16 protein-coding genes and 1 tRNA gene are annotated in these 19,412 nt (G+C 69.7%); 8 read left to right on the forward strand and 9 right to left on the reverse strand.

Annotated elements, in window-relative coordinates; translation table 11 throughout:
* The first annotated feature begins 106 nt into the window (after positions 1-106).
* The 4 genes from lanKC (at position 107) to BJ979_RS01675 (ending at position 5,330) form a co-directional block, all read left to right on the forward strand.
* Positions 107-2,701, forward strand: coding sequence for a class III lanthionine synthetase LanKC (lanKC, locus tag BJ979_RS01660; protein WP_179564571.1), 2,595 nt, complete (start codon positions 107-109; stop codon positions 2,699-2,701).
* Between the two features lie 58 nt (positions 2,702-2,759).
* The gene (locus BJ979_RS01665; RefSeq protein WP_179564573.1) at positions 2,760-2,897 is read left to right on the forward strand and encodes a hypothetical protein; all 138 of its coding nucleotides are present in this window, start codon (positions 2,760-2,762) and stop codon (positions 2,895-2,897) included.
* A 65-nt stretch (positions 2,898-2,962) separates the two neighbouring features.
* Positions 2,963-4,105, forward strand: a complete 1,143-nt coding sequence (locus tag BJ979_RS01670) for a peptidase M16 family protein (RefSeq protein ID WP_179564575.1) — start codon at positions 2,963-2,965, stop codon at positions 4,103-4,105.
* A 46-nt stretch (positions 4,106-4,151) separates the two neighbouring features.
* Positions 4,152-5,330: a hypothetical protein gene (locus BJ979_RS01675; protein WP_179564576.1), complete on the forward strand. Its 1,179-nt coding sequence runs from the start codon at positions 4,152-4,154 to the stop codon at positions 5,328-5,330.
* A gap of 80 nt (positions 5,331-5,410) precedes the next feature.
* On the opposite strand, the gene BJ979_RS01680 is transcribed toward BJ979_RS01675, so the two are convergent.
* Positions 5,411-5,483 (reverse strand) — tRNA-Arg (locus tag BJ979_RS01680).
* A 211-nt stretch (positions 5,484-5,694) separates the two neighbouring features.
* On the reverse strand, positions 5,695-6,735 hold the full coding sequence (gene mgrA / locus BJ979_RS01685) for an L-glyceraldehyde 3-phosphate reductase (RefSeq protein ID WP_179564578.1): 1,041 nt from the start codon (positions 6,733-6,735) through the stop codon (positions 5,695-5,697).
* Positions 6,736-6,899: 164 nt separating this feature from the next.
* Between mgrA and BJ979_RS01690 the strand changes: the two genes are divergently transcribed.
* Positions 6,900-8,918 carry an alpha-amylase family protein gene (locus tag BJ979_RS01690; protein ID WP_179564580.1) on the forward strand — a complete coding sequence of 673 codons (2,019 nt, stop codon included), beginning with the start codon at positions 6,900-6,902 and terminating at the stop codon, positions 8,916-8,918.
* Here the strand turns inward: BJ979_RS01690 and BJ979_RS01695 are convergent.
* Positions 8,915-9,955 (reverse strand): helix-turn-helix transcriptional regulator, encoded by a 1,041-nt coding sequence (locus tag BJ979_RS01695; protein ID WP_179564582.1) that lies wholly within the window; start codon positions 9,953-9,955, stop codon positions 8,915-8,917. The two genes, BJ979_RS01690 and BJ979_RS01695, sit on opposite strands and share 4 nt — an antisense overlap.
* Before the next feature lie 89 nt (positions 9,956-10,044).
* Between BJ979_RS01695 and BJ979_RS01700 the strand changes: the two genes are divergently transcribed.
* On the forward strand, positions 10,045-10,518 hold the full coding sequence (locus BJ979_RS01700; RefSeq protein WP_179564585.1) for a VOC family protein: 474 nt from the start codon (positions 10,045-10,047) through the stop codon (positions 10,516-10,518).
* Between the two features lie 93 nt (positions 10,519-10,611).
* On the opposite strand, the gene BJ979_RS01705 is transcribed toward BJ979_RS01700, so the two are convergent.
* Positions 10,612-10,800, reverse strand: a complete 189-nt coding sequence (locus BJ979_RS01705) for a hypothetical protein (RefSeq protein WP_179564587.1) — start codon at positions 10,798-10,800, stop codon at positions 10,612-10,614.
* A 132-nt stretch (positions 10,801-10,932) separates the two neighbouring features.
* On the opposite strand from BJ979_RS01705, the gene BJ979_RS01710 reads away from it, so the two are divergent.
* Positions 10,933-11,703 (forward strand): HAD family hydrolase, encoded by a 771-nt coding sequence (locus BJ979_RS01710; protein WP_179564589.1) that lies wholly within the window; start codon positions 10,933-10,935, stop codon positions 11,701-11,703.
* Positions 11,704-11,770: 67 nt separating this feature from the next.
* The gene (locus tag BJ979_RS01715; RefSeq protein ID WP_179564591.1) at positions 11,771-14,281 is read left to right on the forward strand and encodes a glycoside hydrolase family 65 protein; all 2,511 of its coding nucleotides are present in this window, start codon (positions 11,771-11,773) and stop codon (positions 14,279-14,281) included.
* A 142-nt stretch (positions 14,282-14,423) separates the two neighbouring features.
* Here BJ979_RS01715 and BJ979_RS01720 read toward each other — a convergent pair whose 3' ends face one another.
* The 5 genes from BJ979_RS01720 to BJ979_RS01740 form a co-directional block, all read right to left on the reverse strand.
* Positions 14,424-15,260 (reverse strand): aldo/keto reductase, encoded by an 837-nt coding sequence (locus tag BJ979_RS01720; RefSeq protein ID WP_179564593.1) that lies wholly within the window; start codon positions 15,258-15,260, stop codon positions 14,424-14,426.
* A 134-nt stretch (positions 15,261-15,394) separates the two neighbouring features.
* Positions 15,395-17,194: a LamG-like jellyroll fold domain-containing protein gene (locus BJ979_RS01725; RefSeq protein WP_179564595.1), complete on the reverse strand. Its 1,800-nt coding sequence runs from the start codon at positions 17,192-17,194 to the stop codon at positions 15,395-15,397.
* Entirely contained in the window at positions 17,194-17,667 is a 474-nt protein-coding gene (locus tag BJ979_RS01730; protein WP_179564597.1) for a hypothetical protein, read from the reverse strand. Before BJ979_RS01730 ends, BJ979_RS01725 begins: the two co-directional genes overlap by 1 nt.
* Positions 17,667-18,374 (reverse strand): hypothetical protein, encoded by a 708-nt coding sequence (locus BJ979_RS01735; protein ID WP_179564599.1) that lies wholly within the window; start codon positions 18,372-18,374, stop codon positions 17,667-17,669. The genes BJ979_RS01730 and BJ979_RS01735 overlap by 1 nt, the downstream gene beginning before the upstream one ends.
* 217 nt (positions 18,375-18,591) lie before the next feature.
* Positions 18,592-19,065: a hypothetical protein gene (locus BJ979_RS01740; protein ID WP_179564601.1), complete on the reverse strand. Its 474-nt coding sequence runs from the start codon at positions 19,063-19,065 to the stop codon at positions 18,592-18,594.
* Between the last annotated feature and the right edge of the window lie 347 nt (positions 19,066-19,412).

The following is a 19,412-nucleotide window of genomic DNA, read 5'->3' on the forward strand; positions in this document are numbered from 1 at the left end:
ACTGAAGGTCACGGCGAGTATAGACAAAAACTCTGATTCGTGGATATGGTCTCCGAGGTCACCCGAAGACACGGGGCGCAGCAGAACGAAACGAGGGGAGAAGCCTGTGGACGGACAGCTCGAGATCTACGCCGGCGTCGACCCCTTCTTCTTCCGGGAGCCGGATCTGGCTGTCGACACGACCCCGGAGTTCGAGCTGCAGGTTCCGGCCGGATGGCGCCGCGAGACGGGTTTCGAGTGGACGCACCTGGTGAACCCCAGCGCCGTCCTACCGACCCAGGGCTGGAAGATCCACGTCTCGACGACCCCCTCTGATGCGCGACGAACTCTCGATCTGGTCGCGGAGTTCTGTTTCCGCGAAGGTGTTCCGTTCAAACACCTGTCGACCGAGGGGCGATTGCTCGCTCGCAATGGCAAGACGACGCCGCGTCAGCATGCTGGCAAGTTCGTCACCTGCTATCCGACCGAAGCTCAGCTCGAGTCGATGCTGATTGGACTGGAGTCCGCTCTAGCGGGGCAGAGCGGCCCGTACATCCTCAGCGACCGTCGATGGGCCTCGTCGCCCGTCTACCTCCGCTACGGAGTTTTCGTGCCGCGAGATGCGGAGGAGACGCCTCTTGGTCTCGTCGCCTACCTGAACGGCGCCGACGGGAGTCGGGAAGCCGATGAGCGCACTGTCGCGTTCCATGTTCCGGAATGGCTCGAGAACCCACCGTTCATCGAGGCCTGGCTCGCTCGCAGCAACTCCGACGACATCGAGCTTCCATTCGAGATCAGTCGCGCCGTGAAGTTCTCTACGGCGGGCGGCACCTATCGGGGTAGTCACGCCGACCGCCCCGTGATCATCAAAGAGGCGCGCGCCCACAGCGGGCACGACTTCATGGGACGCTCAGCGAGCGACAGACTCGCCAATGAGGCCGACGCCCTTGCCGAACTCTCCGAAGTAGAAGCGGTCCCGACTGTTCGGTGGCGCGGGCGACTCTGGGAGAACGACTTCGTCGCCCTCGACGAGCGCCCAGGGCTAGTTCTTCGCAAATGGGTGATCGGCAACTATCCGGCTTACGCGTCCGGCGCCGACGACTTCGAACGCTACTTCAGCGGCGCGCTCCTCGTCGCACAGAACCTGATCAAAGCGCTCGAGCAGATGCACGGGGCAGGGTGGGCACATCAGGACGTACACCCTGACAACATCCTTGTCGCCGAGGATCTCTCGGTGGCCCTGATCGACTTCGAGTGCGCAGCTCGAACAAGTTCCGGCGAACGTGAGCATGTGATCGCCGGATCAGGTTTCAGGGCGCCGGGCCTGCGTACGCCCGAGCAGATCGACTGGTACGGCGCACGGCAGATTCTGGCGTTCGTCACCGTTCCGTTGATCGTGCAGTCGGAACTCGTGACCGACTACTCGTTCCAAACGCGGCGTTTCCTCTCGGAGCACCTGCGACGGAGCGGCCTGAGGATCGCTGCCGTCGATTCCCTGCTGGCACTGCTGGCGGAGCTCGACCGCCGCGCGCACGTAGGGGCGCCCACCGATCGGGCGGAATCGACTGATCACTGGCGTCTGAGCGCCCTCGCGACCTCGGACGAACCGAGTTCGTGGGCAGAGTCGGTCGCGAGCGGTCTCGCCGAGACTCGCGCCCGCTCGGATGATCCGGCCTCCAGCTCGCACCCGCATGGCCTTCCCCACCGAGGCCTCGGGCTGAGCTACGGTGCGGCCGGTCTCGTCACCGTGTTCACCGCGCGCACCTCCCGTTCCGCGCATGATCTCTCTGGCTACACGAAGGCGTTGATCAAGCGCATCACGGAGCGAGAAGGGGCGCCTGCGAGACACGGTCTCTTCGACGGTAACGCTGGAGACATCTGGGCGAAGTTCCGCGCTCAGCCGGCCGAGTTCGTGCTCGCGGCGAGCGATTTCGATCGAATGATCTCGGCACCCGGGCGCCGTCTCTACGACGGTCGCCCGGGCACGCTACTCGCTCTCATCGGCATGGCCCGAGAGGGCGTTCTGGATCCGGATCAAGAGGCGGCATCCAAGGATGCTGTGATGTCGATCGCTACGGAGTATGTCGATTCACCCGGCCTATTCGCACCACGGGGAAAGAACCGCACCAACAAGGGCAACCGGCCCGAGCACTTCACGTCGGGCCTTCTGTACGGGCATCTGGGTGTCGCGTGGTTGATGAGCCGCGCATGGACGCTGTTCGGCGACTCCCGAGCGCTCGACGCGTGCAACCGCGCGCTCCTCGAAGAGCTCGCCGGGTACGACTACGACCCGACATCCGTCACGCTGCAGTTGCGAGAAGGAAATCGCTCGATCCCTTACCTCGCGAGCGGAAGCGCCGGGTTCGGCGTTGTTCTCGAGAGGCTCGAGCGCGCGGATCTCGACCCGACGATCGTTGAGGCCGCGCCCGCGTTGCTCAACGCGACACGACCCCTTCTCACTGTCTTCCCGGGATTGTTCGAAGGAGCCGCAGGCCTCGCAGTCGGCCGACTGGGCCTTCAGCGTTTCCTTGACGTTCCGCTCGACGGCCCCGAGGTCCTGGCCAGAAATCTCGCGCTCTTCGCCATCCGTTCGGAGTCAGGAATCGTCTTCGCGGGAGACAGCGGGCTGCGCATCACAACGGATGTCGCTACAGGCGGCGCCGGCATCCTGCACGCGCTCGATCTGCAGGAGCGCGGAAGCGCGCAACTACTTGACCTATGAGACTTCCCGACGCGAACGCGACGGGGAACCCAAACGATCTCCAGAGGAGGTGAAAGAAATGCAGAAGATCCTTGAGCTCCAGACGGTCGCCGTCGAGGAAGAAGCCGACATGAACGAGGCCCAGTTCAGCTGGGCCAGCTTCGATCACTGCTCGGCGTGGACGAGCAGCTGGGAGAGCCGCAACCACTGCTACTAAGCAGTACGAAGCGGGGTGCGGCACCCACTAGATGCCGCACCCCGTGCTCACAATAGGGGTGCCCGGTGGAAATCACCGCGTTGAAGACGGCCCAAGGCACCGTCGTCGTCTCGGTCGAACGCGAGTCGAGCCCGGCGGTCCACGCGGGATTGCTGATCCATCACGGCTCCGTGGATGACCCCCTGGGCCATCATGGCCTCGCGCATGTTCGCGAGCATGTGCTGACCGGGATGTCAGCTCGTTCGGATCGGCTGACCGCGGCGAGTACTCGCCGCGACACCATGATCTTTGCCGCAGAGCGACGCACAGGGCTCGATGCCGTCGCCTCGCTGTCGGAGTTGACGGCCAGGTGCGCCGATGCTCCGAACGCACTGATCGAGGAGCAGCGAAGAGTGGTCCTCGCCGAACTCGCGCACTCCCGGCCGACCTCAACCGAGGCCGGATTCAGGCACTTGTTCGGAACGGACTCTCCATACGTGAGGCCCCCAGCTGGGACGCCGACAGATGTATCCAACCTCGGTTACGAAGATCTGCGCTTCGTTCCCGAACCCGAGCAGGCATCTCCCCCGCCGGTGATTGTGGTCCTCCATTCGGGAAGCGACCGGCGTCATCTCATCGAACGCCTCATCGGCGAAGGGGCCAGCGGCTGGCTTCCGCCTTCGGCTCCGCCGCTCGAACGGCGCCCCGCCGAAGCACTACATCACGAGAAGCCGCGGCCCGGCAGGCTCGCGTTCGACGCTTACTTCACCATGCCCCAAGCGCTGGCATCGCCGTTGCCGGCGACCCTGTCAGCTGGACTACTCAGCGCCGCGTTCAGCCCGGAGCTTTCCGATTTCCAGAGACATCTCGACGATTGCGGCGTCGCCATTGACGAGCTCAGGTTCACGGCTCAATCGCATTGGCGCGCTCGAAGCCTCGGACACATTCAACTGCGTCTAACCGTCGACCACGAACCGCGTCGCGTCTCCGATTCGTTCCGCGAAGCAGCCCGACGACTTGCCTCGTCAGCCCACCACCGCGCGAACGCGTGGAGGGCGCACGGACGCACTGCGAACCTCCGTTCGGTCTCCACGCCGAGCGGCGCGATCGACTTCGTCCAAAAGAACTGGACAGGTGAAGGTAGCGTCGAGGAACTGGTCATGCCGCGCCCCCCGATACCCGAAGCATTCTCCGATTTGATCTCGGCGGTACACGTCCATGGCATCTAGCGGCGGGGACAATCTCAACGTCCCGCTCCGAATAGGTGCTAATCGCATGGCGGAACAACTATTGACCGCGACATCGGTTGTCAGCATCGAAATCCTTGACGCGGATGATCTCGACGTCCGCCTTCGACCCGCGATCGGCCGATACCTGACTCGCCCGTTCAATCCATCGGCGCCTCTCGACCGACGGCTCGAGGCCCTCGGTGCCCATCGCTCGCTCGTCGAAGAACCGGACCGTCTCGGTTTGGCGTTCACAGTCCCCGCCGACCATCAGGAAGAACTACGCCGGGTGTTGGTCGACTTCACACCACCGCCAATCGCTGTGGCCGACCTCGACATTCGCTCGAACGACTCTGCCCCGAGAGATCCGCTCCGTGCTGCGCAAGAGATTGGACGCCGCATCGTCGAAACGGCAGACTCAAACTCGCGAAGGACTCTGTCGATCCGACCAAATAGGGAGGTCGTAACCTTCGCCTCGGGGCGTCGCACCCAGATCGGGCCGAGGGGCTACTTCCCCGGGGCACTGCCTGACCTCGCCGCGCCGGTCTACGGATCCCCGTCGCGGCCGTTCCTCGGACTCATCGACAGCGGCGCAGGGAATCTCGCGCATGTGCTGCGTCTCGGGGTCGGACCGAGCAACTACGGCAGTGCGTCCTGGGTGATGGCAAGCGCTCTGGAACAACGTGTCGCGCGCCATCCAAGTTCGCTCTCGGCACTCCTGAGACGAGAAGGCCTCTCCTATGGAGCTGCCCTGCGATTGACCACCCGGAACGCTCCGTATCTCAGCTCGATGACGTTCGCGGTAGCCCCAACCGGGCTCCGTCGATCGCTGGAGCTTTCAGACGAGGCGTTGCGCCTGGCGAGAGACGAAAGCGCGAACCTCACGCAGCAGGAGTACGAGGCACAGGCCAGCCTAGAGGTCACAGCAACCCTGGCCGAATCCGAGAGAGCCGCAATCACGCTGTGGTCGGTAGGCGCCCCCCTCCCTGACATCTACCGAGAGGAAGTGAATCTCGGGAGCCTCTGGGAAGACGCAATGGACCGTTCTGAGAGTTCGAGTCGGTGGACTCAACTTCCGGTCACCCTGATCGTCGGCGACGCCGCCGCGATTCACCGCGAGTGCTCGGAGCTCAAGTTCGACAGCGAGTGGACCGCGCAAGAGGTGCGGTCCGACACGACAGCACTTCAATCAGCGCCAGCGAATACCGCGCCGAACGCGGCCAAGTAGTCCGGAGCTATTCCGGAGCGGCCCTACCGTGTGTCGCGTAGAGATACGCGAAAACCCCCGGCGGACCAGGGGTTTCTCTGTGCGCCCGGAGGGATTCGAACCCCCAACCTTCTGATCCGTAGTCAGATGCTCTATCCGTTGAGCTACGGGCGCATGTCCCTCTCGGCCGGAGCCGCGAAGCAACCTGACGACTATAACAGCGCCGGAGGGGTGCTCGTGACCACTCCGGCGAGCGCGCGACGAGCCGGGCGCGTCGAGTGGCCAGAGATGCGGATGACACGCCGGGCGTGATCTGCATCTCTGGCCGCTCGACGGCGCGAGACGCGCGAGACAACCGAGCGAGCGAGAAGCGAGAGGGGCGGCCTCAGACGTCGCCGACGCGGGCGCCCGACCAGAGGTCGACGCCGGCCGTGTCGCCGGCGAAGGCGTCGATCTCGGCGAGCTCCGCATCCGTGAACGTCAGGTTCTGCAGGGCGGCGACGTTCTGCTCCAGCTGCTCCACGCGGGAGGCGCCGACCACGAGCGAGGTGACGCGCTCGTCGCGCAGCGCCCACGCGAGGGCGAGCTGCGCGAGCGACTGGCCGCGACGCGAGGCGATCGCATCCAAGGCGCGAAGACGCTCGACCAGCTCCGGCGTGATCGACCCAGCATCCAGCGACTTGTCCGCGGCGGCGCGGGAGTCGGCGGGCACGCCGTCGAGGTACTTGCCGGTCAGCAGGCCCTGCGCGAGGGCGGTGAAGCCGATGACGCCCGCGCCGACCTCGGCCGCCGCATCCAGCAGGCCCTCGGTCTCGATCCAGCGGTTCAGCATCGAGTACGAGGGCTGGTGGATGAGCAGCGGGGTGCCGAGCTCGCGCAGGATCGCCGCCGCCTGCCGGGTGCGCTCCGCGTCGTACGACGAGATGCCCACGTAGAGCGCCTTGCCCTGCTGCACCGCGGTGTGCAGCGCGCCCATCGTCTCCTCGAGCGGGGTGGAGGCGTCGAGTCGGTGCGAGTAGAAGATGTCGACGTAGTCGAGCCCCATGCGCTCGAGCGACTGGTCGAGCGAGGCGAGCACGTACTTGCGCGAGCCGCCGCCCTGACCGTACGGGCCGGGCCACATGTCCCAGCCGGCCTTCGTCGAGATGACCATCTCGTCGCGGTAGGGCTTGAAGTCCTCGCGCATCAGACGGCCGAAGTTGACCTCGGCGGCGCCGTAGGGCGGGCCGTAGTTGTTCGCCAGGTCGTGGTGCGTGATGCCGAGGTCGAAGGCGCGGCGGGCGATCGCGCGCTGCGACTCGAACGCGCGGTCGTCGCCGAAGTTGTGCCAGTAGCCGAGCGACAGCAGCGGCAGGTCGAGACCGGAGCGTCCGGTGCGGCGGTACGGCATCGAGTCGTAGCGGTCGGGATGAGCGACGTAGGTCATGCGGATGACGCTACCCGCGCGACCCGGGCCGGGCGCGAGCGCGACGCAACCCTCCCCTACCAGCCGAGCACCCGCATCCACCACCCCCGGCCCGCCGGACGGGTTGCGCTACGCCTGAGACTTAGGCTGAGCACACCGACGACGGTGCCGGAAGGAGGATCGACATGCCCGCACTGAACGCCGATGCCGCCCGCGACCTCGACACGATCCGCGATGCGCTGCTCGGCGGCGACCGCGAGTTCGATCGCCGCCTCGACGAGCATTTCCCGCGCCTGCACGCCCTCTTCTTCCGCCTCTACGGCGACCGCGCCGACGGCTTCGAGGCGCTGCGCGACACGATCCTCATCGCCGGCGAGAGCTGGGATGCGCGCGCCCAGCCCCTGCGCGATCGCGACGCCGAGCGCGAGCTGCCCTCCGAGTCGCACGCCGACAGCGGCACCTCCGACACCCTCAGCGTCACGTCCGGCGCCCCGAAGCAGCCGTGGTTCGCCGACAACCGGCTCGTCGGCGGCGTCGCCTACGTCGACCGCTACGCCAGCGACCTGGCGGGGATGCGCGCCCGCATCCCCGACCTGAAGGATCTGGGGCTCGGCTGGCTGCACCTCATGCCGCTGTTCCGCACGCCCGAGGGGGATGACGACGGCGGCTACGCGGTCAGCAGCTACCGCGAGGTCGATCCCGCGCTCGGCACGATCGCCGACCTGCGCCAGACGGCGACCGAGTTGCACGAGGCGGGCCTGTCGCTCGTGCTCGATTTCGTCTTCAACCACACCGCGAGCGACCACGAGTGGGCGCGGAAGGCCGTGGCCGGCGAGCCCGGCTACGAGGACTTCTACCTGATCTTCCCCGACCGCGAGCTGCCCGATCGCTACGAGCAGACGGTGCGCGAGATCTTCCCCGACGACCACCCCGGCAGCTTCATCCAGCTGCCCGACGGCCGCTGGATCTGGTCGACGTTCCACCACTACCAGTGGGACCTCAACTACGCGAACCCCACCGTGTTCCGTGCCATGGCGGGCGAGATGCTGTTTCTCGCGAACCTCGGCGTCGACGTGCTGCGCATGGATGCGGTCGCCTTCATCTGGAAGCAGCTCGGCACGCCGAGCGAGTCGCTGCCCGAAGCGCACCTGCTGCTGCAGGCCTTCAACGCGGTGCTCGCGATCGCCGCGCCGGGCGTGGTGTTCCTGTCGGAGGCGATCGTGCATCCCGACGAGGTCGTCGACTACATCTCGACCGACGAGGCCCGCCTCAGCTACAACCCGCTGCAGATGGCGCTGACCTGGGAGGCGCTCGCGACGCGCGACCCGCGGCTGCTGCGCCAGGCGCTCGAGCGCCGGCACACGCTGCCCGACGGCACGGCGTGGGTCAACTACGTGCGCGGACACGACGACATCGGCTGGACCTTCGCCGACGAGGATGCGGCCGAGCTCGGCATCGACGCCGGCGCCCACCGCCGCTTCCTCAACGAGTTCTACTCCGGCCGCTTCGAGGGCAGCTTCGCGCGGGGAGTGCTCTTTCAGGAGAACCCGCGCACCGGGGATGCCCGCGTGGCCGGCACCACCGCCTCCCTCGCCGGCGTCGAGGCCCGCGACCCGGCGGGCGTGCAGCGCGTCGTGCTCGCGCACTCGATCGCGTTCAGCACCGGCGGCGTGCCGCTGATCTACCTCGGCGACGAGGTCGGGCAGCTCAACGACTACAGCTACGCCGACGATCCCGAGCGCGCGCGCGACAGCCGCTGGGTCAACCGGCCCGAGTACCCGGCCGAGGCCTACGCGAGCCGCGACGACGAGCGCACGGTCGCCGGCTGGCTGCACCGCTGGATGCGCCGGCTCATCGAGGTGCGCCAGGCGACGCCCGAGCTGGCCGGCACGACGCTGCTGCCCTTCGACGCGCGCTCGCCGCACGTGCTGGCGTTCCAGCGCACGGCGGACTCGGCATCCGCCCTCGGCGACGGTGCCGGCGACGGCTCGGATGCGACCGGCTCGACCGTGCTGGTGCTCGCGAACTTCGGCGACGAGGATGCGGAGATCAGCGCCGAGGTGCTCAGCGGGTTCGCGCCGATCGCGACCGAGCTCATCACGAGCCGCGTCGTGAGCCTCGGCGGCGGGATCGTGCTCGAGCCGCGGCATCTCGCCTGGCTGCGCGTGCAGCCGGCCGCCGCCGCCGGTCCCGAGCGCTTCTAGCCCGCCGGAGCAGCGGAAGCCAGTCGAGCAGCGAGCTCGCGCGCGGCCGCGCTCAGCTCGGCGGGGCCCTGGATGCGGAACTCGGCATCCAGCCCCGCGAACCGCGCCGCGAGCGCGCGCCACGACCAGGAGCCGAGCGTGAGCCGCGAGGTCTCGGCGTCGATCTCGACGAGCACGGTGTCGGCGTCGCCGCCAGCGCTCCCGCCGATGCCGCCGCCGCTGTCGGCCCCGACGAACGGCGCGATCCGCCGCGCGGGCGCCGCGATCTCGACCGTGCCGACGCAGGGCCAGCCGGAGGTCGCACCAGAGCCCGCCCCCGCCTCCACGTTCGATCCGCGGAACCGCGCCGCGAGGAACGCGACCGGATCGCCGCCGGGGATCGCGCGCGGCGTGAAACGCAGCCGCGTGGGCGCGCGCGGATGCATCCGGTCGATGCGGTATGTCGACCAGTCGCCGGCCTCTCCGACCTCGGCGTTCCAGGCGAGCAGGTACCAGCGCCCGTTCCGCGCGACGACGGCGTGCGGCTCGACCCGGCGCGCGGGGCGGTCGGCGGCCTCGCCCCACGCCGAGCCGTAGTCGAAGCGCAGCACCTCATGTGCACGGGTCGCCTCGCTGACGGCCACCAGCACATCCGGGTCGACAGCCGTGCCGGCGGTCGTCGGCGTGACCGCGACGGCATCCACCCGACCACGCAACCGCGCCGGCATCACCTGCCGGACGGTGGCGAGCGCCCGGGTCGCGGCCTCGGCGATGTCGGCGCCGGAGGCGGGCGCGACGGCCAGCGCGAGCGCGACGGCGATCGCCTGCTCGTCGTCGAAGAGCAGCGGCGGCAGGTCGGATCCGGCCTCGAGCCGGTAGCCGCCGGCCGGACCGCGCGCCGCCTCGACCCGGTAGCCGAGCTCACGCAGGCGGTCGACGTCGCGGCGCACCGTGCGCGGGCTCACGTTCAGCCGCTCCGCGAGCACCTCGCCCGCCCACTCGCGGCGCACCTGCAGCAGCGAGAGCAGTTCGAGCATCCGCGACGAGGGATCGGTCATGTTCTCGATTCTCGCCGAAGTAGCGGTCAGGATCTGGCCTGATCTGCGGAGAGAGTCACCTCAACAAGGTCACACCCCAAGGAGACGACATGTCGATCACGACCACCCCGCACCTCAACTTCGACGGCGACGCCCGTGCTGCCCTCGAGTTCTACGGCACCGCCCTCGGCGTCGCGCCGGCGATGATGACCTACGGCCAGATGGGCGCCTCGCAGGATCCGGCGTGGGCCGACCGCATCGTCTGGGGCCAGGTCGAGACCTCGAGCGGCGTGCGCGTCATGGCCTTCGACGTCTGGCCGCACCAGGGCTACGACCAGGGCGAGAACGCGTTCTACGTCTACCTCAGCGGCGACGACGCCGACGAGATCACCGCGATCTGGAACGGCCTGGTCGACGGAGCCGAGATCCGCCAGCCGCTCGGGGCGTCGGCCTGGTCGCCGCTCGCCGGCCAGCTGCGCGACCGCTTCGGCGTGATCTGGGCGCTCGACGTGCGCGCCGAGCAGGGCGGCGACGCGGAGGCGGGCGCCGACGCGAACGCGGAGGCGGACACCACCGCGAGCTGACGCCGCAGGACGACGCGAGCGCGCATTCCCGCACCGGAGAAGACTCCGCGGTGCGGGGATGCGCGCTGTCGTCGGTGCGGGCGGGATCCGCCCTCAGCTGATCTCGGGGGTGTCGCTCTCGCGCTCGTCCGCCTCGTCGCGCTGGGTGTCGGCGACCATCTCGCGGTCGCTCGTGCCCTGCCCGGTGAGGCTGCTCTCGATATCGTCCGACTGGCCCGAGTTCACCGAATCCCAGGTCTGTGCCGAGTCGCCGGACTGGTTGCCGCTTGCGTTGTGTGCCATGAGCACATGATGCGCCGCGTGCCCCGTCCGAGTGTTCACCGCACAGGGGACGTGCATCCGACCCCCTGACGGTTCTACGCTCGACGTGCGGACGCGTGACGAGCGGACGCGAATCCACCACAAAGGGGTCTCATGTTCCGCTCGCGCCTGGCTTCCGTGCGTGCCTTCCTCTTCGACCTGGACGGCGTGCTCACGCCGACGGCCGAGGTGCATCGCCGCGCCTGGTCGCGGCTGTTCACGGCCGAGCTGGATGCGCGCGGAGCCGCGCCGTACACGGAGGCCGACTACTTCCGGCACATCGACGGCAAGCCGCGCTTCGACGGCGTGCGCGACCTGCTCGCCTCGCGCGGCATCGAACTGCCCGAGGGCACGGTCGACGACGCCCCCGAGCTCGAGACCGTCGGCGGTCTCGGCAACCGCAAGAACGCGCTCTTCACGGCCGAGCTGACCGAGCACGGCGTCACCGCCTACCCCGGTTCGATCGCCTTCCTGGATGCGGTGCAGGCCTCCGGCTACCAGGTCGCCGTCGTCTCCAGCTCGCGCAACGCCCCCGCCGTGCTCGCCGCCGCCGGTATCGCCGACCGCTTCGAGATCGTCGTCGACGGAGCCGTCGCCGCCCGCGAGGGGCTGCCCGGCAAGCCGGCCCCCGACACCTACCTCGCCGGAGCCGAGCGGCTCGGACTCACCGCGGCCGACTGCGTCGTCGTCGAAGACGCCGAGTCGGGCGTGCAGGCCGGCCGCGCCGGCGACTTCGGGCTCGTTCTCGGCGTCGACCGCGGCGTCGGAGCCGAGGCGCTGCTCGAGCATGGCGCCGACCTCGTCGTCGCCGACTTGGGCGAGCTCGCCGCCGACGTCGCCGCGGTTCCGGCCGGCGGTGCCGATTCGGGCGAAGAACTTCGATGAACTACTTTCTCTCGGGGTCTCCGAACCCCTTCCACTGCAGCCCGACCATCCACGGAGAGAACGCCTGATGCAGCTCACCGAGCCTCACGACCCGCTCGACCGCGGGCGCTTCCCCCTCGACGACTGGGCGCTCGTCGAGACCAGTTTCGACCCGCGCATCCAGGGCCGCACCGAGACGCTCTTCGCGGTCGGCAACGGCTACCTCGGCCTGCGCGGCAACCTCGACGAGGGCCGCGACGCCGAGACGCACGGCAGCTTCATCAACGGCTTCCACGAGACCTGGCCGATCCGTCACGCCGAGGAGGCTTTCGGCTTCGCGCGCGTCGGCCAGACCATCGTCAACGTGCCCGACGCGAAGGTCGTGCGCCTCTACGTCGACGACGAGCCGTTCATCCTCACCGAGGCCGACCTCGACCGCTACAGCCGCCGCCTCGACTTCCGCGACGGCCGACTCACCCGCGAGCTGATCTGGCGCACCCCCACCGGCAAGCGCGTGCGCATCCGCTCGAGCCGCATGGTGTCGTTCACCGAGCGCCACCTCGCGATCGTCGAGTACGAGGTGACGCTGCTGGACGCGGATGCCGCCGTGCTGCTGTCGAGCCAGCTGCTGAACCGGCAGGACGGCGTCGACGAGTTCCACAACGGCGCCGCCGCGGCGACCGCCTTCGACCCGCGCAAGGGCGAGGCGTTCACCGAGCGCGTGCTGCAGCCGCGCCTCGCGCGCGAGCAGGAGCACCGCTCGCTGCTCGGCTACCGCACCACCAACTCGGGCATGACGATCGCCGCCGCCATGGATCACGTGCTCGTCACCGAGAACGACTGGGATCATTCGTCGACGATCAGCGACGACATCGCCAAGCAGGTCTTCCGGGTGCGGGCGAAGGCGAACGTGCCGGTCAAGCTCGAGAAGCGCATCACCTACCACTCCTCGCGCGGCGTTCCCGTGCGCGAGCTCGCCGACCGCTGCGACCGCACCCTCGACCGCGCGAACGAGCTCAGCCTCGAGCAGCACTACGCCGCGCAGCAGGGCTGGCTGGCCGACTTCTGGCAGAACTCCGACGTCGTCGTCGAGGGTGCGCCCGACATCCAGCAGGCCACGCGCTGGAACATGTTCCAGCTCATCCAGGCCAGCGCCCGCACGGACGGCGGCGGCATCGCCGCGAAGGGCGTCAGCGGATCCGGCTACGGCGGGCACTACTTCTGGGACACCGAGGTCTACGTGCTCCCCTTCCTCAGCTACACGCGCCCGATCGCGGCGCGCAACGCGCTGCGCTTCCGCGAGGGGATGCTGCCGGCCGCCCGCGACCGCGCCGCCGAGATGAACCAGAAGGGCGCGCTGTTCCCGTGGCGCACCATCAACGGCCTCGAGTCGAGCGCGTACTACGCGGCCGGCACGGCGCAGTACCACATCGATGCCGACATCGCGCATGCGCTGCAGCAGTACGTGTCGGCCACCGGGGATGAGGACTTCCTCGCGGCCGGCGCCGTCGACATCCTCGTCGAGACCGCCCGCCTCTGGGCCGATCTCGGCTTCTGGCGCAGCAACGGCGACACCGCGTTCCACATCCACGGCGTCACCGGACCGGACGAGTACACGACCGTCGTCAACGACAACCTGTACACGAACGTCATGGCGCGGGCGAACCTCCGCGACGCCGTCGCCGCCGTCGCCCGGCTCAAGGCGACCGACGTCGACGCCTACGCGCGCATGGTCGCGCGGCTCGGGCTGGGCGAGCACGAGGTGCTCGACTGGGATGCGGCCGCCGACGCGATGCACATCCCCTACGACGCCGGCATGCGCATCCACCCCCAAGACCAGGCCTTCCTCGAGAAGGAGGTCTGGGATCTCGACAACACCCCCGACTCGCAGCGGCCGCTGCTGCTGCACTTCCACCCGCTGGTGATCTACCGCCACCAGGTGCTGAAGCAGGCGGATGTCGTGCTCGCCCTGCTGCTGCAGGGTCACGAGTTCACGGCCGACGAGAAGCGCCGCGACTTCGAGTACTACGACGCGCTCACGACCGGCGACTCGACGCTGTCGGCGGTCGTGCAGTCGGCCGTCGCTGCGGAGGTCGGCTACAACGCCCTCGCGCTGCGCTACTTCTACTCGGCCGCGTTCGTCGACCTCGCCGACCTGCACCGCAACACGAGCGACGGCATCCACGTCGCCTCGACCGGCGGGGTGTGGACGGCGCTCGTCTACGGCTTCGCGGGGATGCGCGACCACGCGGGGCGCATCTCGTTCGACCCGCGCCTGCCGGTCGAGTGGGAGGCGATCGAGTTCCCGCTGACACTGCGCGGCTCGCGGCTGCGCGTGCGCGTCGCCCGTTCGGAGATCTCCTTCACGGTCGAGACCGGCCGCGGCGCCGATGTCTTCGTGCGCGGCACCGCCGTCTCGGTGCGCGCCGACGCCCCGGTCACGGTGTCGCTCGAGCACCACGGCGCGCTGCTCACCGGCGAGCCGTCGACGAGCGACCTCGAGGGGATGCAGCGCACCGACGGCTCGCTCATCACCACGACCATGCCGAACCTCGTGGTCATGGACCGCGAGGAGGAGCCGGAGCCGCCGCTGCTCTGAGATCCGCACCCTGGGATACTGGCGCGACGCCACGCGATACTGGCGAGACGCCCACCCGCGCCCGCCCAGGGTTCCGGATGCGCCGCTCGCCAGTATCCGCGTCAGACGCCGGGCCTCGTGGAGACCAGGACGAGACCGAGGGTCAGAACTCCTCGTGCTCGTCCGGGTCCTGGCCCCAGATGCGGCCGCGGTCGAGAGCCGAGATCGCGGCGACCTCGTCATCCGTCAGCTCGAAGCCGGCGAGCTCGAGGTTCGCGGCGCGGCGCACCGGGTTCGACGACATCGGGATCGGCACGATGCCCTGCTGCACGTGCCAGCGCAGCGCGATCTGCCCGGTCGTCACCCCGTACTTCTCGGCGGCGTCGCGGATGACGGGCTCGTCGAGCAGGCCCGTGCCGCGGCCGAGCGGACTCCACGCCTCGGTCACGATGCCGAGCTCGTCGTGCACCTTGCGCAGCTCCACCTGCGTGAACGCGGGGTGCAGCTCGACCTGGTTGACGGCCGGCACGACGCCGGTCGCGTCGATGATCTGCTCGAGGTGCTGCGGCGTGAAGTTCGAGACGCCGATCGAGCGCAGCTTGCCCTCGTCGCGCAGCTCGACGAGCGTCTTCCAGGTGTCGACGAACTTGCCCTGCTTCGGCAGCGGCCAGTGGATGAGGAACAGGTCGATCGTCTCGAGCCCGAGGTTCTTGAGCGACTGGGCGACACCATCGCGCGCCTCCGCGGCGCCGTGGTGGCGGCCGGCGAGCTTCGAGGTGACGACGATCTCGTCGCGCGGAACGGAGCTGCGGCGGATCGCGGCGCCGACCTCGACCTCGTTCTCGTAGCGCAGGGCGGTGTCGATCAGGCGGTAGCCGAGGTCGAGCGCGTTGGTGACCATCTCGTCGCTGTCCTCGCCGTGGTGCGGGTAGCTGCCGAACCCGATCGCGGGGATGCTGTGGCCGTCGTTCAGGGTGCGGGGCGCGAGCGCGTCGCTCATGGGTCCTCCTTGACGTGGATGCGCGGGTCCGGTCCGATTCGGGATGCCGGCGCCGCGCGGTGCGAGAGTGCGGCCGCGTCGTCGTGTCGAGGCCGCGCATCCACGCTAGCGACTTTGTCAGCACAAATGCTGGCTCAGCGGGCGGAATAGTGCGACGACACCTCGGTCGCCGTGAGCGCCCGGCTGTAGATCGCGATGTCGTCGAGCGAGCCGGTGAAGGTGCCGTTGACCTTCGTCTGCAGCTGCGCGATCGAGAGCACATTGCTCGCGGTGAGTGAGGAGGTGGATCCGGTCGCCGAGCCCGAGAGGGCACCGTCGATGTACAGCGCGATCGCGCCGGTCGACTTGATGCGGGTCATCACGACGTGGTGCCACGCGCCGTCGTTGACCGCGAAGGCGCTCGGCACGGTCACGTCGACTCCGGTGCCGCCGGTGCTGACCGAGCCGCCGCCGATGCCCGCGCCGATCCTGCCGCCCGGCAGGATCGCCACGCCGAAGTCGTTCGCGATGCCCGGCGTCTCGGCGTCGACGAGGCCGATGCCGTTGAACCACTGGCTGCCCGAGCCGGCGACGCCACCCGAGAACCTCATCCAGAACTCGATCGTGAAGTCGTCGGCGATCGTGCGGGCGACCGTGCCGGTGCCTCCGCCGGCGAAGGAGCGGCCGGCGTCGCCATCGGCGGTCGCGCCGGGCGTCGTCGCGGTCGTGCCGGTGTAGGTGCCGGTGTTGCTGCCCGCGCTGTCGGCGAAGCTCGTGCTGCCGCTGTCGTCGAGACGCCACAGGCTCAGCAGACCGGAGGTCGACAGCACGGTCGCCGCGTAGGCGCCGGTCGCCTTGACCACCGCGGTGCTCGTGGTGGTGAGGGTGTTGCCGACCCGATCGACGCCCACGAAACGGAACTGGTAGCAGCGGCCGGTCGTGACCGACATGTCGTAGCTGAAGGCGTTGTCACCGGTGTAGCTGAGCGCCGTGTCCCATCCGCCCCAGGCCGAGCAGGTCGTGCCCGTCAGGGTCCCGATGTTCTGCTGCAGGGTGCGCGTCGCGAGGCCCGAACCGCTGCCGTCCGTGACCGCGGTGATCTGCACGGCCACGGTCGAGGCGCGCGTCACGCCGTTCGCGTAGGAGATCGCACCGCCGGTCGGCGCAGCGGAGTCGTTGACGAAGGTGAGCGTCGCGGGCGCGCGGTTGCCCGCCTTGTCGAATCCGTCGACGCCCCACGTCGGGCTCGCCGTGGTGCCGGCCGTCCACGAGACGGGCGCCGAGGTGTACGGCGGGCCGCTCGTCACGTTCGACTGGCTGTGCGTGAAGCCGGTGCCCATGATCTGACCGGTCGAGATGGATGCGGGCCCCGAGCCGGTGTCGCTGAGCGCATCCACCAGGGTGAAGGAGCCGGCGACGACGCCGCGGTAGTAGATCGTGTTCGCCGTCGTGCCGGAGCCGAGGGCAGCGCCCGTGACGGAGCCGAGGCTGAAGGAGTGCACCGGCGGGGTCGTGTCGGCGGCCGCGGTCGTGACGATCGAGCTCTTCGCGCCCTCGACGCCGACCCAGTTCTTGTAGCGCGGCGTCACCGTGTACTGCCACGAGCCCGCGGGCACGCCCGACTCGGTGCAGGTGGTCGCGGTGATCGTGCCCGCGCAGCCGGCGAGGATCGTCTGCAGCGTTCCACCCGATCCGTAGCGGGTCACGACGTAGCCGTCGGCGGGGGTGGATCCGGTCCAGCTCACGGTCACGCTCTGCGCGGACGCCGAGACGGTCGGCTTCGCGCCCGTGCCGAGGGTCGCGGCCGTCGCGGCGGCGGATCCCGAGCTCGACGTCGGCGTCCAGAACCCGCTCGCGATGCCGGGCACGGCGATCGCGCCGAGCATCATCGCGGCGACGATGCCGGCGGCGGCGAGGACGGAGCGCCCGCGCGAGGAGATCGATCGGCGTGTCATCACGACCCCGCCTTCAGCTTGACCGTCACGGTCGCGCCCTGGCAGGCGCTCGGGGCGTCGGCGGCGAGCGCGAGGGCGGCGGGCAGGGTGATGTCGAGCGTCGCGGGAGCGGCGGGCACGGTCCAGCCGGTGCTCTGCGCCGTGTAGGCGAACCAGCTCGCGGGGCAGGCGGCGCTGTGCTGCGCATCCACGGTGATCGCGGAGGCGGCGGCGCCGTCGAGCACGAGCGAGGGGATGCGCGCCGTGCCGCCGTCCGAGGCGGCGGTGAGGGCGAGCGCGGTCGTGCCGCCGGGCAGCAGGTCGGTGGTGACGGTCGCCGTCGTGAGGGTCACCGCGCTGCCGGTCGAGCTGGATGCGGCCGCGGATCCGGTGCCGGCTCCGGTGAAGAACGCCCAGGCGGCGCCGCCGACGGCCAGGAGGGCGAGCACGAGAGCCGCCGTCGGGAGGGCGCGGCGGGCGGCGCGGGGGCGCATCAGCGCACCTCCCCGTCGGCGCGGAAGGCGAGGGTCAGGGTGACGCCGCGGCAGGCGTCGGGCGCGCGCTCCGCCGAGGCGAGGGCGATGCGCGGCCAGTCGGCGACGGGCACGTCGAGCTGCGAGAGCGAACGGGTCTCCCCCTCCGGGATCCGCAGCCCGGCCGTCGACTGCACCACGGTGAAGTCGGCGGCCGAGCATCCGCTCGCGCTCGCGCGCCCGCCGTCGACGGCGGTACCGGGAGTCGCGCCGGCGGACGCCCCCGCGTCCGGATCCGGCGCCCCCGCGCCGACGCCGGGCGCGACCCCGGTGGTCTGGACCCCGGTGATCTCGACCCGCACGCCCGAGACGCGCAGCGCCCCGGAGTACGGGTTCTCGACCCGCACATCGATGGGAGCATCCACGCCGGGTCGGATCTCGACCGTGACGTCGCCCGTGACCGAGAAGCCGGCGGCGAAGGCGTCGGAGCTGACAGCACGTCCGCCACCCGAGCCGCCGGCGCCGATCGGCTGCTTCGACGAGGTCAGGCTGAGTGCCGCGCACGACGCCAGCCACACCAGCACCACGACGATCAGCAGCGGCAGCGCGACGGCGACCACGCGACGGCGCCGCCGGGGCGCGGTCGCGGTGTCGGTCACGCTCGGCGTGCCGTCGGCGGCGCCGACGACGGGGTCGCCGGGCTCGCTCGAGGGTGCGGTGGAGGACATGGGCCTATCGGGAGTCGGCCGGCCCGCGCCGCGCGGGGAGCACGGAGCGGGAGGATGCGCGCCTCGGCTGCGCCGCGTGACGCGCCACGTCGAACGTGACGGGAGATGGCGGAGGCGGCCGAGCGCAGATGCGGCGAGTGCGACGTCAGGTGCAACGACGCGCTGCCGGATCGGCCGCGGAGAGGGCTCCTCGACGGCCGATCGTCAGCGGATCAGGTCAGCTGGCGGCGTACGAGAAGTTGACCGTCGCGCCCTTGCAGGCGTCCTGGTTCTCGGCCTTGTTCTTGAAGGCGATGGTGGCGCCGGTGAAGTTGGCGCTCGCGCCCTTCGCGATGTCGGAGCCGACGGTCATGTCGGCGTTGCTGAGGGTGTAGTCGGTGGCGTCGCAGGTGCCGGAGACGTTCGCGGCCTTGGTGACCGAGCTGATCGAGACGGTCACCTTGGTGACGTACACCGACGAGCTGGCGGCCGCGGGGTTGCTCACGGTGCCGGAGATCGTCTGCGCTGCAGCTCCGGGCGCGAGGTTCGCGTGCGTGCTGGTCTGGGCGATCGTGACCGTGCCGCTGGTGCCGGTGGAGGCGCTGCCGGTGCCGGATCCGGTCGTGGTCCAGTACGCGAACGCGGCGGTGCCGGTTCCGACGACGAGGGCGGCGGCGATCGCGAGGGCGGCGATCTTCTTCTTGTTGCGCATGGCGGAGTCCTGCTTCGGGTTCAGGCGCTCGCGGATGGGTCGATCGACGGCACGACGCGGAGCGCGCGTAGCGCAGGGTGGCGCGGCACGCGGAGGTCGCGGTCGTTCGGGCGACGCGAGCGGTTCGAGTGGTGGTTGCCCGCCAAGGGTTCGCGGGCCGAGCGCGGTTTTCGGGACCGCGCACATCCACGCTAAGTCGGCCCCTCTTTATTGACAACGCGTCAATTGCCCCCATTTCGGGCCACACTTGTCGGGCATCTCGGGGTTAACCCGGGCATCACCCGAGGGTGATCCCGCTGACATGCTCACCCCGCGCATCCGCCTCGCGCACCCGGCCGCGGCGTCCG

Origin of the sequence: Schumannella luteola, from assembly GCF_013408685.1 — a bacterium.
GTDB lineage: Bacteria > Actinomycetota > Actinomycetes > Actinomycetales > Microbacteriaceae > Schumannella > Schumannella luteola.